We start from the raw sequence: 20782 nt of genomic DNA on the forward strand, positions 1-20782 counted from the left end.
ACTCGGGAACGTGTAATCAGCTTACCCATGCACCCGCAAAATGTGCGTCTCTTTTGCTTGCGTCAGCGCTTTCAGATAGTGTATTTATTCCGGTAAATCGGCTTTACATGGAATATTTACACTATGACTTCCGACACAAAACCGGCCGCACGGCGGCTGGACCGCATCGACATCGCGATCCTGCAGCAGCTTCAGCAGAACGCGCGCATCACCAACGCGGAACTGGCGCGCGCCGTCAATCTGTCGCCGACGCCCTGCTTCAACCGCGTGCGCGCGCTCGAAAAGCTCGGCCTGTTCCGTCAGCAGGTCACGCTGCTCGACGCCGGGGCGCTCGGGCTGCGCATCAACGTGTTCATTCAGGTGAGCCTCGAAAAGCAGGTCGAAGACGCGCTGCGCCGCTTCGAGCAGGAAGTCGGCGAACGTCCCGAGGTGATGGAGTGCTATCTGATGACGGGCGATGCCGACTATCTGCTGCGCGTCGTCGTGCCCGACATGCAGGGCCTGGAACGGTTCATCGTGCAGTGGCTGACGAAAATTCCCGGCGTGTCGAACATCCGCTCGAGCTTCGCGCTCAAGCAGGTGCGCTACAAGACGGCGCTGCCGTTGCCCGTCGCGGGCCTGACGCTGTCGACGGAGGATGACGCGCCGCGCGAGTGGGCCTGATCGTGGCCGCCTCGTCTGTCGATCAGCGCGGCGTCACGCGTTCGCGCAGTTCGCGCCGGATGACCTTGCCCGTCGCCGTCATCGGCAACGCATCGACGAAATGGATCGCGCGCGGATACTCGTGCGCGGCGAGATGCGTCTTCACGTGCTGCTGCAACGTCTGCACGAGCGCGTCGCTCGCCTGATAGCCTGGGTTCAGCACGACGAACGCGGTGACGATCTCCGTGCGCTGAACATCGGGCGCGCCGACCACGGCCGCCATGCGCACGGCGGGATGACGCAGCAGGCAGTCTTCGATCGGCGCGGGACCGATCCGGTAACCGGCGCTCGTGATCACGTCGTCGTCTCGTCCGACGAAGCGGATAAAGCCGTCCGCGTCCATCAATCCCATGTCGCCCGTCAGCAGCCAGTCGCCGCGAAACTTGTCGCGCGTCGCGGGCTCATTGCGCCAGTAGCCGAGGAACATCACGGGGTCGGGCGCGTGGATCGCGATGTTGCCGGGTTCGCCGCGCGGCACCGTGTGCCCCGTGTCATCGACGATTGCCACGCGATGGCCCGGCACCACCTTGCCGATCGAACCGAAGCACGGCTCGAACAGCGTAGCGCATGACGCCACGACAACATTGCATTCCGTCTGTCCGTAGAACTCGTTGATCGTCACACCGAGCGCACGCCGTCCCCATTCGATCAACTCCGCGCCGAGCGATTCGCCGCCGCTCGCCACCGCACGCAGCGACAGAGCCCAGCGCTCGGGATGTTCGACGGTGCGCATCATCTTGAGCGCCGTCGGCGGCAGGAATGCATGCGTGACCGCGTGACGCTGCATCAGGTCGAACGCGGCCTCGCCGTCGAACTTCTCGAAGCGCCGCGCCAGCACGGCGACGCCGTGATGCCACGACGGCAGCAGCACGTCGAACAGCCCGCCGATCCATGCCCAGTCGGCGGGCGTCCACATCAGACGTGCGTCGCTCGGGAAGAACGCTTGCGGCATCTCCACGCCGGGCAGATGACCGAGCAGCACGCGATGCGCATGCAGCGCGCCCTTCGGCTTGCCTGTCGTGCCGGACGTGTAAATGATGACGGCGGGGTCGTCGGCGGAAGTCGGCTCCGCGTCGAAGGCGGCTGGCGATTCGTTCAACGCCGACCAGAACGATTCGACCTGCAACGCGGCATCCGCGTGGTCGGTGTCGACGCAGAAGATCGAACGCAATTCGGGCAGACTCGAACGCAACGAGGCGATTTTCTGCGCGCCGCCCAGGTCCGTGACGAGCGCGACGGCGCCGCTGTCGGACAAACGGTATTGAAGCGCGTCGGGACCGAACAACGCGAAGAGCGGCACGGCGATCGCGCCGCATTTGTAGACGGCGAGATGCGCGAGCGCCGTCTCCACCGATTGCGCGAGAAAGATGCCGACACGGTCGCCCTTCTGTACGCCGCTTTTACGCAGCGCATTGGCGAAGCGGTCGGACAGCGATTTGAGTTCGTCGAAGGTGTATTCGGTCGCCTGTCCTTCCCGCGTCTCGCAGATCAGTGCGAGACGGCCGCTGCCGTCGGCCCATTTGTCGCAGACATCGATGCCGATGTTGTACTGCGGCGGAATGCGCCATTCGAACGCGGCGACGAGGCCGTCGTAGGTGTCAGCGGCGGGGAGCATCCGTTGTCTCCTGAGTATCGGATATCCGCGGGTATCCGCGGGTGCAAGCACGCTCATGCTACTCCGCAAGCAACGCCTGCGGCGCGTGCGCGCCTCACTCGACGCGCTTCGACGGTTCGTCCGATGCTGGTTTGTCATCCGTGTTGTGCGGCACGAGCGGCTTGAACATCCGCACGCCGCCGAGGATCACGAGCGCGATCACCGTGCTGAGAATGGCGGTCGCTTCGCGCCCGAGTCCCGTCGCGACGCCGACGCCCGCTGAGAGCCAGAGACTCGCGGCCGTCGTCAGTCCGCGCACTTCCCGCTCCGCGCTGAGTTTGATGATGGCGCCCGCGCCCAGAAAGCCGATGCCCGATACGAGGCCCTGCAACACGCGGCTCATGTTGTCCTGCGAAAACCCCGCCTGCAACGGCACGAGCACGAACAGCGCCGAACCCGTCGCGACCAGCATGTGCGTGCGCAGCCCCGCGTCGCGCCCGGCCATTTCGCGCTCGAAGCCCAGCGCGCCGCCCAGCAGCAGCGCGAGACCCAGGCGCATCACGACTTGCGTGATCGCCTTGACGTCGTCGAGATCCGAGAATTCCCGGGCTACGGTCAACCAGACTTCATGCCACCATCCACCCATGCCCTCCTCCTCTCGACACGACAACGCACGCGCTGCGCCCTTGCAGGAAAGCATAATGTAATGTCAACGCGTGCGGCCGGATAGCGGGCCCGACACACTGAACCCCGCTAAAGTTTTTTTCAGTTGCCTGTTGCGGCCCTCGCCCGCGACAATGCGCCAACCGAGGGAGGACTATGAAGAAGTGCATTCTGCTCGCCGGAATTGGCGTGCTTGCCGCGTGTACCGCGGTTTCGGGCGTGGACAGAAAGCAGAACGGCTACCTCTCGGTCACGAGTCGCGGGCGCATCAGTCTGATTTCGTGGAATAGCGTCCGCAACGCGGGGATCAAGCATGCCAAGGCGTATTGCCGCGAACAGAACAAGGAATTGCACACCGTCGAGATCCACACGAACGGCGTGCGCGGCGCAGGCACTCAGACCGTCGAAGTGGTGTTCGAGTGCATCTGATGAAATGATGACCGGCACACCTTATGACGGCGCTCAGTGCGTGCCCGCTTCGTCCGCGACCGTGTCGCCGAAATGGCTCGCCACGAACGCGCGCATCGCGGCAATCAGCGGCGATTCACCGACCTGCTCGATGGTGCTCGCGCCGGCCGGAACCGACCCCGTCCATGATGCGCGATCGCCCGCCGCGGCCGGCACGAGATGGATTCTCGCCCGTTCGATGATCGGGCCGCATTGCGCCCAGTCCGTGGACGGCGCAAATGCGGCTTCGAGCGCGCCAGCGGGATCGCCGTCGCAGGCGGGCTCCTCGATCCAGCAGAAGCCGTCGTCGACGCGCGGCTTCGGCAGATTGTCTGCTCGTGCGACCCAATAATCGAGTAACGCGCCTTCCAGCTCTGAAACTCTCATCTCTGCTCCTCGTGGAGATCGTATGTGCCGAACGCAGCATCGATTGTGCATCAAGTTCGTGTTGCCCTTTGTGACGCCGCGAGATCCGTTCGCGGCGACTGACGTCCAACTCAATTGCGAGGCACCATGACGTTCGACTATCGACAGGCAAGTCCGCGCGCAAACCCGTTGCACAAACGCTGGCGCGCGCTGGCATTTGTCCTGCTCGGCATCGCCGCGACGCAGGCCGATGCCGCTACTGGCCCGGCGCATGTCGTGGCAGCGGCGGGCGCCGCGGACAGGCCCATCATCATCGACGCGCAAGGCGATTCGACGATGTTCGGCTATCAAACGTCGGACGGTTTCAACAAGTCGTGGCAAACACGGGACAATCCGCCCGCCCTGCTTCAGGCCGCGTTGCAGGCCCGCTTCGGCCCGCATGTGATCGTGCAGAACAACGGTGTGCCGGGCGCCACGCTCGTCGATCGCGAGAAAGGCATCAACGGATATAGCCAGCCCTACGCGCAATGGGCCGCGACGTCGCCGGCGCATATCGTGATCGTCAACTTCGCGCTCAACGATGCCGACAATCACGTCAAGGAACCGCCCTCGGCGTTTCGCGCGCACCTGATGCGCTTCATCGAAGAATCGCGAGGCGCGGGCCGGATCGTCGTGCTCGAAGAGCCGAACCCCGTCGATTATTCCGTGAATAGAAGGATCGTGCCGCGCTATGTCGCCGTCGTCGATGAAATGGCGAAGCATTACCGGCTCGCGCTGATCCGGCAGTACGCGTATATCGGCGCGATGCATGACTGGCGTTCGCTGTTGATCGACCGCGTGCATCCAACGGATGCGCTCTATCGGCTCAAGGCCGAGCGGCAGCGCGAAGTCGTCGAGCCGATCGTCGCCAAGCTGGTCGAGTGATCGGGCGACGCTTCACTCGCCTACGGAGAATGTCTGCTGCGACGCGATCAGCTTCGGCGGCGGCTCGCATCCGCAGATGCAGAGATCGTCGCTCAACGCGGCGTGACGGCCATCGGGTGCCGTCATCACTTCGCGCGGGCCGTCGCATTGGATCTTGCCCGTCGTATTGCACGCGGGACAGATCACGTTGTCCCCTTCATGCGCGACGTCGCGGCCTTCGAGTTGAATCGTCGTCGATACGGCTTGCACAGTGCCACTCACCGTCGTCGTATCGCCGTTCAGGATCAGATAGCGTTTCATGGATGGGGCGTCTGTTGGAAGCTGCGTTTTTGAGGGTGTAGGCGGATAGCGTATTGCGTGTTTGCTTTCAAACGAATTTTCGGATTCTACAAAAAACCGCTAATGAATTCACCATCGAATGGTTTAAGGCATACGACAAGACGCTATATGCAATAAGCATTCAATCAATTTTTCCGCGCTTTAATAAGGCCACGACAGGCAATAAAGAAGCCATCGAATCATGTTGCATTCGACGGCTCGATAACCACGAAGCGCGGGATCATCGCCAGTACGCGAACACTCCCAACGCCGCCATCACCGTCAACGCGCCGCCGATACGCGTCGCAATCTGCGCAAACGGCATCAGTTCCATCCGGTTGGCCGCCGTGAGAATCGCCACGTCCCCCGTCCCGCCGAGCCCGCTATGCGTTGCATTGACGATAGCGGCTTCGACGGGATACATGCCGACCAGCCTGCCGACGAAGAAGCCCGTCGTCGTCAGCGTCAGCACCGTCGAAACCGCCGTGACGATATTGACCCAATGAAACGCCGTCACGATCTCGCCCCACGGCGTCATCGCGACGCTGATCGCGAACATCAGCGGATACGTCACGGCCGTCGAGAAAAAGCCGTACATGAAACGCGCGCCGCCTCGCACGCGCGGCGACACGACCTGGAATAACTGCGCCGCGACGACCAGCACGAGCATCACGACGGGCGCAGGCCAGCCGAACAGTTGATGACTGAGCACGCCAAGCAGATAGAACGCGATAGCCGTCGAGCCTGCCGCCGCGACCGAGCCGACGTCGAATTCGAATGACGCCGGGCGTTGCGCGATGTCTTCGTCGCTGCCGTCCGCTTTGGTCAAACGTCCGTTGCCCGTCCAGTCGGGCCGGCGCGTGCCGAGATAGCTCAGCAAGCCGGCGCAACAGATCGCCGCGATATTGCCGAGCATCACGGCCGACAGGACCTGCGCGAACAGCGGCCCCTGCTCGACGCCCAGAATCTGCGCGTAGCCCGCCGACAACGGCAGCGCGCCCTCGCCGACTCCACCCGCCATGATCGGCACCACGACCATGAACAACGCATGGCGCGCATCGAGCCCGAGCGCGGTCCCCACGGCGGTGCCGACCGCCGCCGCGGCGACGGAACCCGCCGCAACGGGAATGAAGATCCGCACGAAGCCCTTGATCAGCATCTGACGGTCCATGCTGAGCACACTGCCGACAATGATCGCCGCGATGAACAGATACAGAAAATTCGATGTCTTCGTGAAGGTCGTTACTGCCTTGACGACGGGCTCGGGCATCAGCTTGTAGTACACCAGCATCGACGGGATGAAGGCCGCAAAGATCGACGTGGCGCCGATATGGCGAATCCACGGAATGCGCCTCGCCAGTTCGGCGCATGTGAAGCCGCCGACCGCGACGAGCGCGATGCCCGTGGGCAGATCCGCCGCGAGCTTGCCTTTCGCCGTCATCGCGCCGAGCACGCCCAGCATCAGCACATAGACGGGCAATGGCAACGAACCGATGCGTATGTCGAACACGCGCCACCACCATTCGATGACGGCGTGCGGCACGTGCGCCTCGCCGCTCGAAGGAGCGCTCAACGTAGCTGGCGTCGATGATTTCATTGGATGGTCTCCGTTCATTGTTTCGACGGGCGCCCCGCTCAGACGAGCAGCAGCAATGCGGCGCCATACACCAGCGCGCCGACGATAAACGTCATCACGGTGAAGCCGAGCACGCGCTGCACGCCGATGCCCGCCATCGCGACGACGGGCGCGGCCCAGAACGGCTGCATCATGTTCGATACCTGCTCGCCCATGGCGACGGCCATCGTCGTCGCGGGGACGGACGCATGCAGCGCGACGGCGGCGGGCACGACGAACGGCCCTTGCACTGCCCAGTGGCCGCCGCCGCTCGGAATGAAGAACGTGACGATCAGCGAGCAGACGTAGCTCCAGAACGGCAGCGTATGCGCGTTGGAAATAGCGATGAAGAAATGCGAAATGACGTTCGGCAAACCGGTCGCATCCATCATCCCCATGATCCCGCCGTACAGCGGGTATTGCAGCATCATCGAACCTGTCTGCCGCGCCGCGTTCTTGACGGCATCGGCGTACGCGAGCGGATAGCCATGCAGGATCACGCCCGCAATGAACATCACGAAGATCACGGCATTCACGCCGGAAAACGCGATGTGCTCCGCCTGCGCGAGCACCAGCAGCGCCACGCCCGTCGCGCCGATGAATGCCGAGCCGAGCCACGAATATTCGATCCAGCGCGCGAAGCTGAGCTTGCCGGTGGGCTTCTCACGCGGTGGCGCATCGGGATGCTTCTGCGTATCGAGCAACACGGCGTCTTCGTCGCGCGGCTTGAGCCACGCGAGTACGAACGGCATGGCCAGCAGCATCGCGATGGTCGGCACCAGATTGAAACCCGTGAACACCGTTGCGCCGAACGGCAGCACCTCGCCCGTGATCTTCTGCACGACGTTCATCGCGCTGCCCGGCGTCGACTGCGCAAGCGCAATCGAACTGGAGATGCCGCTCGCCCACACGACCCATCCCGAGAAACCCGCCGCGACGATCCACGCGAAGTCGACGCGCATGCGCTTGGCGACCTCGCGTGCCAGCAACGCACTGACGACCAGCCCCAACCCCCAGTTGCAAAACGACGCGACGGCCACGAGCACGAACGTGAGCGTCGCCGCCTGCACGGGTGTGCGCGCAACGGAAACGAGGGCCTTGAACACGCGTTGCACGATGGGCGCGTGAGCAAACGCGTGTCCCGTCACGAGCACCAGCGTGATCTGAAACGCGAACGTGAGGATGTCGAAGAAGCCCTTGTACCAGCCGCCGACCAGCTTGCCCAACGACGCATGTGGCGCGAACAGCGCCGACAGCACCGCAACGATCGCCGTGATCAGGATTGCAAGCACGAACGGATCGGGGATGGTGCGCTCGAACAGGCCGATCGTCGCTTCGGTGAAGCGGGTCTTGCGCACTGACGATGGCGCAACGGTGGATTTCATCACGTGTCTCCGGTTTGGAATGTGCCCGCGTTTTGTGTGGTCGGCGGGTCGTCTCTTCAGGTCATGTCGGTGCAAGGCGCTCAGTTGCCGAATCCATATAGCGTTGCAGCGTTGTCGACGAGGATGCGGTCGCGCGTGGCCGTGCCGTTCGCCCATTCGCCGAGCAGATCGAGCAGCAATGGATCGTCGGGCTTGTGCGTTTCCGTCACGTGCGGCCAGTCGCTGCCCCACACCAGCCTGTCCGGCACGGCCGAGACCCACGCACGCGCAGTCGGCGCCGCATCGGCATAGCGACGATCGCGTCCTTCGATCGAATCGAGATACGGACCGGACAGCTTGATCCACGCACGCCCGGCATCGGCAAGACGGCGCACGATGGGAAACGCCGCGTGCGACGCGCCCTCGGGCAACGGCAGGCGCGCGCAATGATCGAACACGATCGTCGACGGAAGACGCGTGAGCAGCGCTTCGTGCTCGACGATCTGCGCGGCCGTCCAATGCAGTTGCACATGCCAGCCGAGTTCGGCCACGCGTGCTGCCAGCGGCTCGACCATATCGAATCCGACCACGGCGTTGGCCGGCGTATAGAGCGTGAAGCGGATGCCGCGAATGCCGCCCGCGTGCAGCGTTTCAAGCTCGGCGTCCGTCACGTCGGGACGCACGACGGCGACGCCGCGTGCGTTCGCGATGCCGAATTGGCGAATCGCATCGAGCGTCACGGCGTTGTCGGTGCCATAGATGCGCGGCGTGACGATCACCACGCGTTGCGTGCCGATCCGCGCCTGCACGTCGCGATACGCAGCGACATCCGCTGCGTCGACGAAACCTGGCGCGTCGCGATTCGCGAGGAACGCGCGGCTATAGATGTGAATGTGTGAATCGCAAGCGCCTCGTGGCGTGTGCCGAAGTGCGTCCATGCGTGTCTCCTTCCTTTTTTTGAGGATCTCTACAGCACGGCCCGCTTCTCGCGCAGACTGTCGATGTCCGCGTCCGAGCATCCCGCGTCGCGCAGCACGGCATCCGAGTGCTCGCCGAACGCGGGCGCTGCGAACGGCTCGGGCAACGGCCCCGAGCCGAACCGGATCGGATGCTTGAAGCCGCGATACCGACCCACACCCGGATACTCGAAGTCGGTCACCATGTCTTCGGCCAGCACCTGCGGATGATCGAACATGTCTTCGATGCCACGCGCCGCGGCGCACGGAACCGCGTCGCCGAAATGCGCTTCCCATTCGAGCGCCGTGCGAACCTGCAACGCCGCGCGAAGCTTCGGAACGATTTCGCCGTAATGCAACGCGCGCTTGCGCACCGTGTCGTAGCGTTCATTCTTCGCAAGCTCCTCGAGGCCCGTCTTTTCGCACAGCGCCTGCCAGAAATGCGGCGTGTTCGCCGACAGATACAGATAACCCTCGCGTGTCGGATGAATGCCCGTGATGCCGCCCGAGCGCATATCGCGACCGACCTCTTTCGGCTCGTCGTCGGCCCAGACCATGCGGGCCGACTGCATCGCCAGCGCGCTGCGCAGCAACGACACGCCCACGTACTGACCCGCGCCGCTGCGCTCGCGGTCGAACAGCGCGGACGACACGCCCGCCGCGACCAGCGCGGCGGCATAGTAGTCGACCACCGAGCCATAGACGATTTCGGGCGGACCGCCGTTTTGACCTTGCAGCGCGCAGATGCCCGTCATCGTTTGCAGGACCTGGTCATAGCCCGCCTTGTCGCGGCTCGGGCCCGTTTCGCCATACCCTGTGACCGCGCAATAGATCAGCCGCGGATTCACCTCGCGCAACTGCTCGTATCCGATGCCGAGACGCTCCGGCACGCCCGGCCGGAAGTTGTGCACGAGGACGTCAGCCGTCGTCACGAGACGCATCATCACGTCGAGTGCTTCGGGCTGCTTCAGATCCAGCACGAGGCCGCGCTTGCCGCGATTCACGCCGAGAAAAGCGCGGCTTTCGGCTTCGAGCGTCGAGGGATACTTGCGCAGGTTGTCGCCCGAAGGCGGCTCGATCTTGATGACCTCGGCGCCCTGATCGGCGAGCAGCGTGCAGCCGTACGGCCCGGCGATATAGGCGCTCAGGTCGAGCACGCGCAGGCCGGCGAGCGGTCCCTGCGGTCGTGCGTCCGCTGATGGCGATGGTCGTTGCATCTGTTTCTCCAACTCGATTCGATATGTGTGCACGAGAGCGCGCGGCTTTACGAAGCCCTGCTGTCGACAACGGCGCGCTGTTCGACCGTCAGCAGTTCGAGGCGCGCGGCGTGCTGCACGAGCGCGCGAGCCCGCTCGAAGAACGGCGGATCGATCATCCTGCCGTCGACGACGTACGCGCCCAGGCCTTTGCTCTGCGCATCGCGCGCTGCTTCGACGACGCGCACCGCATGCGCGATGTCCGCGTCAGACGGACGGAATACGTCATTGGCCAGCGCAATCTGGCTCGGATGAATGCAGCTCTTGCCGAGGAAGCCCATCGCTTGCGCGAGCTGCGCTTCGGCGCGGAAGCCCGCTTCGTCCTTGATGTTGGCGAACGCCGAGTCGTACGCGAAGACGTTCGCCTCGCCCGCTGCGATGCGCAGCGTGAACATCGCCTGCTGAATCGCCGACTGCTCGCGACGCGCGATACCAAGCGGCTCGAACAGATCGCCCAGCCCGAGTTGCAGCCCGGCGACGCGCGGATGCGCGGCGGCGAGTTCCGCCGCGCGCCGCAACGCTTTCGGCGACTCGATGTTGAGCAGCAGGCGCACCGGCACCCTCACGCCGTTTGCCTGCTCGGCCCGTTCGAGCGCGGCGGCAGCGGCGCGCACGTCGTCCGCGCTTTCGGGTTTCGGGAGATTCAGGTAGTCGAGGCCGGGCTGGACGACGGCATTGAGGTCTTCGGCAAAAAACGGCGTGTCGAGCGCATTGACGCGCACGATCAGCACCTTCCGATGCTCGCGCACCGCGCTGTCGCGCAACAACGCGCGCAGCGCGACACGCGCTTGCGGCTTGCGCTCTGGTGAGACGGCGTCTTCGAGATCGAACGAGAGGGCATCGGCGGCACTGGCGAGCGCCTTGGCGAACAGCTCCGGGCGCGATGCCGGCACGAACAGCTTGCTTCTCATGTCTCCGTTCCAGTTGCTTGTTAGCTGGCAACCAGTCTACGGACAGACAGGTTTTAGATAAACTATCTGTGCCTATCTTCAAACCATAGAATATCTATCATCATGGACATTCACTTTCTCGGCAATCTGCTGCTGGTCGTCGACACGGGCTCGATGGCCGAGGCCGCGCGGCGCGTCGGCGTGACGCCTGCGGCGATCGCGCAGCAGGTGCAGGCGCTCGAACGCGAACTCGGCGTGCCCCTGCTCGTGCGTGCGGGGCGCACGGTGATTCCGACGGAAGCGGGTCATCGCGTGATTGCGCGCGCGAGGAATCTCGTGCGTGAATTCGCGGAGTTGAAGGCGTTCGCGCTCGAGGACGAAGCTGCGGGCGAATTGCGCATCGGCACGATCAACACGGCGCTGCTGTCGTTGCTGCCGGACGTGCTGGCGGCATTTGCGCGGGCTTTTCCGCGGGCGAACGTGCTGATACGCGCGGGCACGTCGATGGAACTGTATGAGACGCTGCAACGCGGTGATCTCGACGTTGCCGTTTGTCTGCATCCCGCGTTTGCGCTGCCCAAGGCGTACGACTGGCATCTGCTGCGCGAGGAGCCGATTGTCGTGCTTGCGCCGTCGCGGCTGAAGGATGAAGACCCGCATGAACTGCTTCGGCGCGAGCCGTTCATCCGCTATGACCGCTCGCTCGGCGGCGGCAAGCAGGCGGATCACTATCTGCGCTCGGCGCGGATCGTTCCGCGTGAACTGTTCGAACTGAATTCGCTGATGGCGATTGCGATGATGGTCGATCGGGGGCTGGGCGTGTCGCTGGTGCCCGATATCGTGTCGCCGCTGACGACGACGCTAAAGGTCGCGAGACTCGCGCTGCCGACGCCGACAGAGCCGAGGCGTTTCGGTGTGCTGTGGCAGAAGACGTCGCCGCGTGGGCGGTTGATCAGGGGGTTCTTGCAGTGTGCGGATGAGGTGCTTGGAAAGGGGGACAGCGGTGGCGATGGGAGGAAGGCGCGGCGTCGTTCGGCAAGTTGAAGATTGTGCCGTCGCGAACGGGCGGTTGGCTGTCGCCAGCTAAAACATACGGCCCTGCGACACGACACATGCGCCAGAAAACAAATAACCCCGCAAATCAGTGATTTGGCGGGGTTATTTATAGGCAATCTTGTGGCGGAGAGACGGGGATTCGAACCCCGGATAGGTTATTAACCTATACACGCTTTCCAGGCGTGCGACTTAAACCACTCATCCATCTCTCCGGCGGGAGGCGCATTATAGCAGATTCTGTCTCTATTGCCACCTCGTCCGGAAGGCCAGCCGTCACGGATGCCGGATATAGTCCACCAGCGCCCGTGTATACGCATCCGGCTTCCGGTCCACGAGGCTCACGAGCACCGTCACCAGAAAGCCCGCCGGCACGCCGAACACGCCTGAGCTGATCGGCTCGATGCCGAACCAGCGCGGCCCGACAAAGCCCGTCAGCTGCGTGAAGAACGGATACGTCGACACGATGTACCAGATGCACACCACCAGCCCCGCCACCATGCCCGCCACCGCGCCCAGGCGCGTCGTCCGCTTCCAGAACACCCCGAGTACGAGCACGGGAAACAGACTCGACGCCGCCAGCGAAAACGCCGCCCCCACCAGAAACAGAATGTTCCCCGTATTCAGCGACGCCACATAAGACGCAAACAGCGCTACCCCGAGCAACAGGATCTTCGAAATCGTCACCCGCTTCTGGCTCGACGCCTCGGGATCGACCATGTGGTAGTACACATCGTGCGACAGCGCATTGGCGATGGTCAGCAGCAGGCCATCGGCGGTTGAAAGCGCCGCCGCCAGCGCGCCCGCCGCGATCAGCCCCGACATCACGTACGGCAGCCCCGCTATCTCCGGCGCGGCGAGCACGACCATGTCCGGTTGCATCTGGATCTCGCTCCAGCGCACGATGCCGTCGCCGTTCACATCGGCGATGCTGAGCAGGTAAGGCTCGACGTGCCGCCACTGCATCACCCATTGCGGCAGGTCGGAAAACCGATGCCCGACGAGATTCGACAGGATCTCGTACTTGATCAGCACCGCGAGCACGGGCACCGTCAGATAGAACAGCGCGACGAAGAACAGCGTCCAGCCGACCGAGCGCCGCGCCGACGCCACCGACGTCGTCGTGTTGTAGCGCGTGAGGATATGCGGCAAGCTCGCCGTGCCCAGTGAGAGGCACAGCAGCAGCGACAGAAAATTGCGCAGATGCAGGCGCCGCTCGTCCTCGTTCGAAGCGGGAAACGGCTCATGCATCGGCACAGGCGACGCCGCGCGCTGCATCATCTCGTCGCGTTGCTGCGCCCACACGATCTGCGCCGTCGCGGGATCACGCGGGAAACGCGCGATGCGCCGCTGCAGATCGGCGATCTCGCGCAACGGCCCGTTATGTCGCCGCAAATCTTCGAGCTGCGCAGTGAGGCGGCCTTTCTCGTCGATATACGACTGCGGCAGGCTGTCGATCTGCGTCTGAATTAACGCGGCGCGCATCCGATAGTCGTCGCGCACCGCCTGCTCCGTCGGCGCATCGCGCACCTGGCGCTCGAGCGACTCGACGCGCTCCATCAGGCGTCCATAGTGGAGTTGCGGCACCCAGCCGAGCCCGTCCTTGTGCGCAATCATCGACACGGGAATCAGGAACGCCACGATCAGGATGATGTACTGCGCAACCTGCGTCCACGTGACCGCGCGCATGCCGCCGAGAAACGAGCACACCAGAATGCCCGCCAGCCCGCAGAAGATGCCGATCGCAAAGTCGACGCCGATGAAGCGCGTCGCAATCAACCCGACGCCCTGAATCTGCGCGACCAGATAAACGAACGAGCACAGGATCGCCGACAGCGCCGCGAGTCCACGCACCGCATTGCTCGAAAAGCGCGTGCCGAGAAAATCGGGAATCGTGTAGCGCGCGAGTTTGCGCACGTATGGCGCGAGCAGAAACGCAACGAGGCAATAGCCGCCCGTCCAGCCCATCATGTAGGCGAGGCCGTCGTAGCCCGTCGCGTACAAGCTGCCCGCCAACCCGATGAACGACGCCGCCGACAGCCAGTCCGCCGCCGTCGCCATGCCGTTGAACGCGGACGGCACGCGCCGCCCGGCTACGTAGTATTCGACGAGATCGGAAGTTCGCGAGAGCAAGCCGATCACCGCATACACCGCGATCGGCACGAACAGGAACACGTAGCCGATCCACATGCCCGGACCGTTCGCGGCTTCGATGCGCCAGAGCAGATAGATGAAGACCAGAAAGCCGAGCGTGTAGAGCGAATACGAACGGATCAGCCGATGGGCGAGCTTCATCGGTCGGCGGCGCGCTCGGCGAAGTCGTCGGTCGCGCTGGCTGCGAGCGCGCGCAGCAGCGCCGCGTCGGCGCGCTGCATCAGCACGATATACACGGCGATCAACACCAGGTACACGAGAATCGCGCCTTGCGCGCCCATGTAGAACGGCAGGCTGAAGCCCGCAAAACGCGCGTGCTCGAGGTTTCGCGCGATGAGCGGCACGATGAACGACACGAAGAAGCCGATCAGCATCAACACGACGATCAACATGACGTTGAAGCGCCAGTAGCGCGCGTGCGCGCGCGCCATCGCCGCCGTCACGGGCGGCGGCTCGGGCACGGGATTGATCGTGTGTCGCGAAGTGTGGTGTGGCGCGGCCATGCGCCTATTTATCAAAAAGGTGTTGCATCGGCAATCGGGGTTGTCCGCGCAACGATTTCGCGCGAGGGTTCGAGGGCGACATCACAGGCGTATGCAAAAACGGCGCACCCTGAGCGGATGCGCCGTTTGCTTCAAGCCTTCACGTCTTCGCCGTTGTGCGAGATCAGCGCGATTCGCCCAGCTGGTCGAGAATGGCCGGGTTCTCGAGCGTCGATACATCCTGCGTGATCTCTTCGCCCTTCGCGAGCGAGCGCAACAGGCGGCGCATGATCTTGCCCGAACGCGTCTTCGGCAGGTTGTCGCCGAAACGGATGTCCTTCGGCTTCGCAATCGGACCGATTTCCTTGCCGACCCAGTTGCGCAGTTCCGCCGCGATCTTCGCAGCCTCTTCGCCCTCGGGACGCGAGCGCTTCAGCACGACGAACGCACACACGGCTTCGCCCGTCGTCTCATCGGGACGGCCGACCACGGCCGCTTCCGCGACCAGCGGATTCGCGACCAGCGCCGACTCGATCTCCATCGTGCCGAGACGGTGGCCCGACACGTTCAGCACGTCGTCGATACGGCCCATGATCGTGAAGTAGCCCGTGTCCTTGTCGCGCACCGAGCCGTCGCCCGCGAGGTACAGCTTGCCGCCGAGTTCCTCGGGGAAGTAGCTCTTCTTGAAGCGCTCCGGGTCGCCCCAGATCGCGCGGATCATCGCCGGCCACGGACGCTTGACGACGAGAATGCCGCCCTGCCCGTTCGGCACGTCCTGACCCGTTTCATCGACGATCGCGGCCATGATGCCCGGCAGCGGCAGCGTGCACGAACCCGGCACGAGCGGCGTCGCGCCCGGCAGCGGCGTGATCATGTGGCCGCCCGTTTCTGTCTGCCACCACGTATCGACGATCGGGCAACGCGAGCCGCCCACATTCTCGTAATACCACACCCATGCTTCCGGATTGATCGGCTCGCCAACCGTGCCGATGATGCGCAGTGTCGACAGGTCGTAGCTCTTCGGATGCACCTTCGCGTCGGCTTCGGCTGCCTTGATCAGCGAACGGATCGCCGTCGGCGCCGTGTAGAACACGGTGACCTTGTGTTTCTGGATCATGTCCCAGAAGCGGCCCGCGTTCGGATACGTCGGCACGCCTTCGAACACGACCTGCGTGCCGCCGAGCGCGAGCGGACCATACGTGATGTAGCTGTGACCCGTGACCCAACCGATGTCGGCCGTACACCAGAAGACATCCGTGGGCTTCCAGTCGAAGGTCCACTTCATCGTCTGCGCAGCCCACAGCAGATAACCGCCCGTGCTGTGCTGCACGCCCTTCGGCTTGCCCGTCGAACCCGACGTGTAGAGAATGAAGAGCGGATGCTCGGCGCTCACCCACTCGGGCGCGCACTGATCCGATTCGTTCGCGGTGATCTCGTGCATCCACAGATCGCGCTGGTCGTCCCAACCGATCTTGCCGCCCGTGCGCTTGTACACGACCACGCTCTTCACGGCTTCGCAGCCGCCCATCGCGAGCGCTTCATCGGCGATGCTCTTCAACGGCAGCGCCTTGCCGCCGCGCATCTGCTCGTCGGACGTAATCAGCGCAACCGCGCCGACATCGACCAGACGTTCGTTCAGCGACTTCGACGAGAACCCGCCGAACACGACCGAGTGCGTTGCGCCGATTCGCGCGCACGCCTGCATCGCGACGATGCCCTCGATCGACATCGGCATATAGATGACGACGCGATCGCCCTTTTTGATGCCACGCTTTTTCAGCGCATTCGCGAAACGAGACACGCGTTGCAGCATGTCGTTGTACGTGACGTTGGTGACGGTGCCGTCGTCGGCTTCGAAGATGATCGCGACGCGCTCGCCGTTACCCGCTTCGACATGACGGTCGATGCTGTTGTACGACGCGTTCAGTTCGCCGTCTTCATACCACTTGTAAAAAGGCGCGTTCGATTCGTCGAGCACCTTCGTGAAGGGCTTTTTCCAGCTGAGCGTCTCGCGCGCCAGCCTGCCCCAGAAGCCTTCGTAATCGCGCTCGGCCTCGGCGACGAGCGCCTTGTACGCGTCCATGCCGGACACAGTAGCCTGCGCCGTCACTTCGGCGGAAGGCGGAAACACGCGGCGTTCTTGAAGAACCGATTCAATCGCAGACATCGACTACCCCTTGGTGAAGATGAAACGTCAATCCTTGCCGGTGCGCTCGCGATGCATGCCAGCCGCAGCCGGCGCAGCGCGTCGCTCCCTATCGTCATACTGGTCATCGTGGCGCCGCGCATGATGGTGTCCCGCGGCGTGTCTCCCACCCTCGTGCGCATCGGCAGCGATGCGCACACAGCGATTCGGCGAATGACAACTGCGGCGTCGCATGATCCGGCGCGCCGCATGTCTTCATCAGCTTCGATCACTTCCCACGATAAGCGTTGCAACTTACCGCGTTCTTACGTGCGGGTCGAGCGGCCGTCAGGCTAAACACCAGGTACGGCGACTCGCGTGCGGCGCTGCAAGCAGTCCGCAAGGCGCGCAGACCCGCTTTGCGCCGATGTTAGCGCCCTTTTACAATGCTAACTGATCTCGCCGTCCGGATTCCAGCTTGAACCGCTACTCACTGTTCCTCATCGCCGCGATGCTGCTCGTCGGCAGCAACGTCGGCATCGGCAAGTCGATTGTCGCGTTCGTTCCCGTTCCGCTCTTTGCGCTGCTGCGCTTCGTCATCGCCATGGCCGTGCTATGGCCGCTGTTGCGCGTGAGCAAGCTGCGCCGCGTGAAAGCGGGCGAGTGGCTCAACCTTTTCCTGCAGGCGCTGTTCGGCACATTCGGGTTTACGCTGCTGATGCTCAATGGCGTGCATCGGACCAGCGCCGTCGCGGCAGGCGTCATCACGAGCACGATTCCCGCCGTGGTCGCACTGTTCTCGTGGATCTTCCTCAAGGAAAAGCCTGATCGCCGCGCACTGGCCTCGATTGCGCTGGCCATCGCCGGCGTGGTCGTGATCAATCTGGCGCACGCGGGGGCCGCTACGGGCGCTTCCAGCGAGAGTTCGTTCACCGGCAACCTGATGGTGCTCGGCGCGGTTTGCTGCGAATCGCTCTACGTGATCCTGTCGCGCCGCCTCACGCAGACGCTCGCGCCCATCGACATCTGCGCATACACGCATCTGTTCGGCCTGTTGCTGATGCTGCCGCTCGGCGTGTCGTCGCTGTTCGCCTTCGACTACACCGGCGTGCCCGTCGGCATCTGGGCGCTGGTGTTGTGGTACGGCCTGTCGGCGAGCATCTTCTCGTTCTGGCTGTGGATGAAGGGCATCCGCCACGTGCCGGGCAGTCTCGCCGGCGTGTTCAGCGCGGTGCTGCCCGTCGCCGCTGCGTTATATGGAATCGTGTTTCTCGACGAACGGCCGACCCTCGCGCATGGCATCGCGCTCGCCTGCGTGATCGCGGGCATTGCGCTCGCGAGCATGAAGGCGCGACGCGTGCCGCCCGTCGCTTCATGACGTGAAATCAAAAGGACGCGACGCAGGTGCGCGCCGCCGCGCCATGCTGCCCGGCGCCCGCATGAGTGCCCGGTTGCCCGCCTCGACATGGCTGTCACGGATCACGCTGTACAATATCGCGCCCAACGCGCCTTGCCGGCCTGTCTCACCGCCGAGCCGCTGACTGCCGGTCGTTCATGGTTCACGTGATCCGCCGCCGTCGATGCGAGCGCGTCCGTGCCCGCCGTATCCGTCGCCACGATCCGTCACCAAGAAGCGCCAACACTACGTCGACCCTACATGACCGCTCCGCGCCCCACTCTGTCCGGCCAGCCGCGCCGCATGCGCCTTCTGCCCTCCGTGATCTTCATGAGCCGCTGGCTGCAGGTGCCGCTGTATCTGGGCCTGATCGTCGCACAAGGCGTCTACGTCGTACTGTTCGCGAAGGAAGTGTGGCACCTCGTCACCCACGCGATGACGCTCGACGAAACCAACATCATGCTCGTCGTGCTCGGCCTGATCGACGTGGTGATGATCTCGAACCTGCTGATCATGGTGATCGTCGGCGGGTATGAAACCTTTGTCTCGCGCCTCGGCCTGGAAGGTCATCCCGACGAGCCCGAATGGCTCGACCATGTGAACGCAGGCGTGCTGAAGGTGAAGCTGTCGATGGCGCTGATCGGCATCTCGTCGATTCATCTGCTGAAGACCTTCATCGACCCGGACAAGCACACGCAGCAGGCCGTGATGTGGCAGGTCATCATCCACGTCACGTTCCTCGTGTCCGCGCTGGTGATGGCATTCGTCGACCGTCTGACCACGCATACGCACCCGGAACACTTTCACGAGCCCGCCGCGCGCGGCGGCGCATCGCACGGCAACAACCCAACGATTTCCAACTCCCCTGAAGGCGTCTGAACGGCCGCGTCGTCACGCAGCCGCGATAACAGGCGCCACAATGCCCCACTGAGCCTAGCCATGACCGTCATCAAACAGGAAGACCTGATCCAGAGTATTGCCGACTCGCTGCAGTACATCAGCTACTACCATCCGCTCGACTACATCGAGGCGCTCGGCCGCGCGTACGAGCTCGAGGAGAGCCCGGCCGCGAAGGATGCGATCGCGCAGATCCTGACGAACAGCCGCATGTGCGCCGAAGGCAAGCGCCCGATCTGCCAGGACACGGGCATCGTCACGGTGTTCGTGAAGGTCGGCATGGACGTGCGCTGGGACGGCGCAACGATGTCCGTCACCGACATGATCAACGAAGGCGTGCGCCGCGGTTACCTGAACCCGGACAACGTGCTGCGCGCGTCAATCGTGAGCCCGCCCGAAGGCGCGCGCAAGAACACGAAGGACAACACGCCCGCCGTGATCCACTACGAGATCGTGCCGGGCGACAAGGTCGACGTGCAGGTCGCGGCGAAGGGCGGTGGCTCGGAGAACAAGTCGAAGTTCGCGATGCTGAACCCGTCGGACTCGATCGTCGACTGGATTCTGAAGACCGTGCCGACCATGGGCGCTGGCTGGTGCCCGCCCGGCATGCTCGGCATCGGCATCGGCGGCACGGCTGAAAAGGCGATGCTGATGGCGAAGGAATCGCTGATGGACCCGATCGACATTCAGGACGTCATCGCGCGCGGCCCGCAGGACTGGATCGAGGAACTGCGCGTCGAACTGCACGAGAAGGTCAATGCGCTCGGTATCGGCGCGCAGGGCCTGGGCGGCCTCGCGACGGTACTCGACGTGAAGATCATGGCCGCGCCGACGCACGCGGCGTCGAAGCCGATCGCGATCATCCCGAACTGCGCCGCCACGCGCCACGCGCACTTCACGCTCGACGGCTCGGGCGTCGCGAAGCTCGAAGCGCCGTCGCTCGACGCATGGCCCAAGGTTCAGTGGGAACCGGACACCGAGAAGAGCAAGCGCGTCGACCTGAACACGCTGACGCCGGAAGAAGTCGCGTCGTGGAAGCCGGGCCAGACGCTGCTGCTGTCGGGCAAGATGTTGACGGGCCGCGACGCCGCGCACAAGCGCATCGCCGACATGCTCGCGAAGGGCGAAAAGCTGCCCGTCGACTTCACCAACCGCGTGATCTACTACGTCGGCCCGGTCGACCCGGTACGTGACGAAGCCGTCGGCCCGGCAGGCCCGACTACCGCGACGCGCATGGACAAGTTCACGGAAACGATGCTCGCGCAAACCGGCCTGATCTCGATGATCGGCAAGGCCGAGCGCGGCCCCGTCGCGATCGAGGCGATCAAGAAGCACAAGGCGGCGTATCTGATGGCTGTGGGTGGCGCGGCGTATCTCGTGTCGAAGGCGATCCGCAGCGCGAAGGTGCTCGCGTTCGAAGATCTCGGCATGGAAGCCATCTACGAATTCGACGTGCAGGACATGCCCGTGACGGTCGCCGTCGATTCGAACGGCACGTCGGTTCACCAGACGGGACCGAAGGAATGGCAGGCGAAGATCGGTAAGATTCCCGTCGCGACTGCTTAACGATTTTCTTTGTT

At 63.9% G+C, this 20782-nt stretch carries 19 protein-coding genes and 1 tRNA gene; 7 read left to right on the top strand and 13 right to left on the bottom strand.

Going from position 1 to position 20782, the window contains the following annotated elements:
- Positions 1-123: 123 nt before the first annotated feature.
- Positions 124-663: an Lrp/AsnC family transcriptional regulator gene (locus PPGU16_RS10620; RefSeq protein WP_180719957.1), complete on the top strand. Its 540-nt coding sequence runs from the start codon at positions 124-126 to the stop codon at positions 661-663.
- 22 nt (positions 664-685) lie between these two features.
- Here the strand turns inward: PPGU16_RS10620 and PPGU16_RS10625 are convergent, their stop codons facing one another.
- Together PPGU16_RS10625 and PPGU16_RS10630 are read right to left on the bottom strand one after the other, a co-directional pair.
- Positions 686-2317, bottom strand: coding sequence for an acyl-CoA synthetase (locus tag PPGU16_RS10625; RefSeq protein WP_180719958.1), 1632 nt, complete (start codon positions 2315-2317; stop codon positions 686-688).
- 94 nt (positions 2318-2411) lie between these two features.
- Positions 2412-2942, bottom strand: a complete 531-nt coding sequence (locus PPGU16_RS10630) for an MgtC/SapB family protein (protein ID WP_180719959.1) — start codon at positions 2940-2942, stop codon at positions 2412-2414.
- 173 nt (positions 2943-3115) lie between these two features.
- Here PPGU16_RS10630 and PPGU16_RS10635 point away from each other — a divergent pair, with 173 nt between their 5' ends.
- Entirely contained in the window at positions 3116-3388 is a 273-nt protein-coding gene (locus tag PPGU16_RS10635; RefSeq protein WP_180719960.1) for a hypothetical protein, read from the top strand.
- 33 nt (positions 3389-3421) lie between these two features.
- Here PPGU16_RS10635 and PPGU16_RS10640 read toward each other — a convergent pair whose 3' ends face one another.
- Positions 3422-3793, bottom strand: a complete 372-nt coding sequence (locus PPGU16_RS10640; protein ID WP_180719961.1) for a DUF2591 domain-containing protein — start codon at positions 3791-3793, stop codon at positions 3422-3424.
- Positions 3794-3919: 126 nt separating this feature from the next.
- On the opposite strand from PPGU16_RS10640, the gene PPGU16_RS10645 reads away from it, so the two are divergent.
- On the top strand, positions 3920-4696 hold the full coding sequence (locus tag PPGU16_RS10645; RefSeq protein ID WP_180719962.1) for an SGNH/GDSL hydrolase family protein: 777 nt from the start codon (positions 3920-3922) through the stop codon (positions 4694-4696).
- A gap of 12 nt (positions 4697-4708) precedes the next feature.
- Here the strand turns inward: PPGU16_RS10645 and PPGU16_RS10650 are convergent, their stop codons facing one another.
- The 6 genes from PPGU16_RS10650 to PPGU16_RS10675 form a co-directional block, all read right to left on the bottom strand.
- The gene (locus PPGU16_RS10650) at positions 4709-4996 is read right to left on the bottom strand and encodes a PAAR domain-containing protein (protein ID WP_180719963.1); all 288 of its coding nucleotides are present in this window, start codon (positions 4994-4996) and stop codon (positions 4709-4711) included.
- Between the two features lie 259 nt (positions 4997-5255).
- On the bottom strand, positions 5256-6611 hold the full coding sequence (locus PPGU16_RS10655; RefSeq protein ID WP_180719964.1) for a 2-hydroxycarboxylate transporter family protein: 1356 nt from the start codon (positions 6609-6611) through the stop codon (positions 5256-5258).
- 38 nt (positions 6612-6649) lie between these two features.
- Positions 6650-8014 (bottom strand): short-chain fatty acid transporter, encoded by a 1365-nt coding sequence (locus PPGU16_RS10660; protein WP_180719965.1) that lies wholly within the window; start codon positions 8012-8014, stop codon positions 6650-6652.
- 80 nt (positions 8015-8094) lie between these two features.
- A complete protein-coding gene (locus PPGU16_RS10665; protein WP_180719966.1) occupies positions 8095-8931 on the bottom strand; it encodes an amidohydrolase family protein in 837 nt (278 codons plus the stop codon).
- A gap of 29 nt (positions 8932-8960) precedes the next feature.
- On the bottom strand, positions 8961-10166 hold the full coding sequence (locus PPGU16_RS10670) for a CaiB/BaiF CoA transferase family protein (RefSeq protein ID WP_180719967.1): 1206 nt from the start codon (positions 10164-10166) through the stop codon (positions 8961-8963).
- 47 nt (positions 10167-10213) lie between these two features.
- A complete protein-coding gene (locus PPGU16_RS10675) occupies positions 10214-11116 on the bottom strand; it encodes an HpcH/HpaI aldolase/citrate lyase family protein (protein ID WP_180719968.1) in 903 nt (300 codons plus the stop codon).
- A gap of 102 nt (positions 11117-11218) precedes the next feature.
- Between PPGU16_RS10675 and PPGU16_RS10680 the strand changes: the two genes are divergently transcribed.
- A complete protein-coding gene (locus tag PPGU16_RS10680; RefSeq protein WP_180719969.1) occupies positions 11219-12139 on the top strand; it encodes a LysR family transcriptional regulator in 921 nt (306 codons plus the stop codon).
- Between the two features lie 133 nt (positions 12140-12272).
- On the opposite strand, the gene PPGU16_RS10685 is transcribed toward PPGU16_RS10680, so the two are convergent.
- The 4 genes from PPGU16_RS10685 to acs form a co-directional block, all read right to left on the bottom strand.
- A tRNA-Ser gene (locus PPGU16_RS10685) sits at positions 12273-12363 on the bottom strand.
- Positions 12364-12424: 61 nt separating this feature from the next.
- Positions 12425-14443, bottom strand: coding sequence for a sodium:solute symporter family protein (locus tag PPGU16_RS10690; protein ID WP_180719970.1), 2019 nt, complete (start codon positions 14441-14443; stop codon positions 12425-12427).
- Positions 14440-14805, bottom strand: a complete 366-nt coding sequence (locus PPGU16_RS10695) for a DUF4212 domain-containing protein (RefSeq protein ID WP_180719971.1) — start codon at positions 14803-14805, stop codon at positions 14440-14442. The genes PPGU16_RS10690 and PPGU16_RS10695 overlap by 4 nt, the downstream gene beginning before the upstream one ends.
- Positions 14806-14968: 163 nt before the next feature.
- Entirely contained in the window at positions 14969-16951 is a 1983-nt protein-coding gene (gene acs / locus PPGU16_RS10700) for an acetate--CoA ligase (protein ID WP_180719972.1), read from the bottom strand.
- A gap of 436 nt (positions 16952-17387) precedes the next feature.
- On the opposite strand from acs, the gene PPGU16_RS10705 reads away from it, so the two are divergent.
- The 3 genes from PPGU16_RS10705 (at position 17388) to PPGU16_RS10715 (ending at position 20768) form a co-directional block, all read left to right on the top strand.
- Positions 17388-18287 carry a DMT family transporter gene (locus tag PPGU16_RS10705; protein ID WP_180719973.1) on the top strand — a complete coding sequence of 300 codons (900 nt, stop codon included), beginning with the start codon at positions 17388-17390 and terminating at the stop codon, positions 18285-18287.
- A 279-nt stretch (positions 18288-18566) separates the two neighbouring features.
- Complete coding sequence (locus tag PPGU16_RS10710; protein ID WP_086919382.1) at positions 18567-19184, top strand: TIGR00645 family protein; 618 nt, start codon at positions 18567-18569, stop codon at positions 19182-19184.
- 60 nt (positions 19185-19244) lie between these two features.
- Positions 19245-20768: a fumarate hydratase gene (locus tag PPGU16_RS10715; protein WP_180719974.1), complete on the top strand. Its 1524-nt coding sequence runs from the start codon at positions 19245-19247 to the stop codon at positions 20766-20768.
- The last annotated feature ends 14 nt before the right edge of the window (positions 20769-20782 follow it).

The sequence above is a fragment of the Paraburkholderia largidicola genome, assembly GCF_013426895.1.
Lineage (GTDB): Bacteria > Pseudomonadota > Gammaproteobacteria > Burkholderiales > Burkholderiaceae > Paraburkholderia > Paraburkholderia largidicola.

What these genes read in the sequence shown, in the direction of transcription:
- PPGU16_RS10620 (WP_180719957.1), top strand. Translation starts at nt 124, where the DNA reads ATGACTTCCGACACAAAACCGGCCGCACGGCGGCTGGACCGCATCGAC.
- PPGU16_RS10625 (WP_180719958.1), bottom strand. Translation starts at nt 2,317, where the DNA reads ATGCTCCCCGCCGCTGACACCTACGACGGCCTCGTCGCCGCGTTCGAA.
- PPGU16_RS10630 (WP_180719959.1), bottom strand. Translation starts at nt 2,942, where the DNA reads ATGGGTGGATGGTGGCATGAAGTCTGGTTGACCGTAGCCCGGGAATTC.
- PPGU16_RS10635 (WP_180719960.1), top strand. Translation starts at nt 3,116, where the DNA reads ATGAAGAAGTGCATTCTGCTCGCCGGAATTGGCGTGCTTGCCGCGTGT.
- PPGU16_RS10640 (WP_180719961.1), bottom strand. Translation starts at nt 3,793, where the DNA reads ATGAGAGTTTCAGAGCTGGAAGGCGCGTTACTCGATTATTGGGTCGCA.
- PPGU16_RS10645 (WP_180719962.1), top strand. Translation starts at nt 3,920, where the DNA reads ATGACGTTCGACTATCGACAGGCAAGTCCGCGCGCAAACCCGTTGCAC.
- PPGU16_RS10650 (WP_180719963.1), bottom strand. Translation starts at nt 4,996, where the DNA reads ATGAAACGCTATCTGATCCTGAACGGCGATACGACGACGGTGAGTGGC.
- PPGU16_RS10655 (WP_180719964.1), bottom strand. Translation starts at nt 6,611, where the DNA reads ATGAAATCATCGACGCCAGCTACGTTGAGCGCTCCTTCGAGCGGCGAG.
- PPGU16_RS10660 (WP_180719965.1), bottom strand. Translation starts at nt 8,014, where the DNA reads ATGAAATCCACCGTTGCGCCATCGTCAGTGCGCAAGACCCGCTTCACC.
- PPGU16_RS10665 (WP_180719966.1), bottom strand. Translation starts at nt 8,931, where the DNA reads ATGGACGCACTTCGGCACACGCCACGAGGCGCTTGCGATTCACACATT.
- PPGU16_RS10670 (WP_180719967.1), bottom strand. Translation starts at nt 10,166, where the DNA reads ATGCAACGACCATCGCCATCAGCGGACGCACGACCGCAGGGACCGCTC.
- PPGU16_RS10675 (WP_180719968.1), bottom strand. Translation starts at nt 11,116, where the DNA reads ATGAGAAGCAAGCTGTTCGTGCCGGCATCGCGCCCGGAGCTGTTCGCC.
- PPGU16_RS10680 (WP_180719969.1), top strand. Translation starts at nt 11,219, where the DNA reads ATGGACATTCACTTTCTCGGCAATCTGCTGCTGGTCGTCGACACGGGC.
- PPGU16_RS10690 (WP_180719970.1), bottom strand. Translation starts at nt 14,443, where the DNA reads ATGAAGCTCGCCCATCGGCTGATCCGTTCGTATTCGCTCTACACGCTC.
- PPGU16_RS10695 (WP_180719971.1), bottom strand. Translation starts at nt 14,805, where the DNA reads ATGGCCGCGCCACACCACACTTCGCGACACACGATCAATCCCGTGCCC.
- acs (WP_180719972.1), bottom strand. Translation starts at nt 16,951, where the DNA reads ATGTCTGCGATTGAATCGGTTCTTCAAGAACGCCGCGTGTTTCCGCCT.
- PPGU16_RS10710 (WP_086919382.1), top strand. Translation starts at nt 18,567, where the DNA reads ATGACCGCTCCGCGCCCCACTCTGTCCGGCCAGCCGCGCCGCATGCGC.
- PPGU16_RS10715 (WP_180719974.1), top strand. Translation starts at nt 19,245, where the DNA reads ATGACCGTCATCAAACAGGAAGACCTGATCCAGAGTATTGCCGACTCG.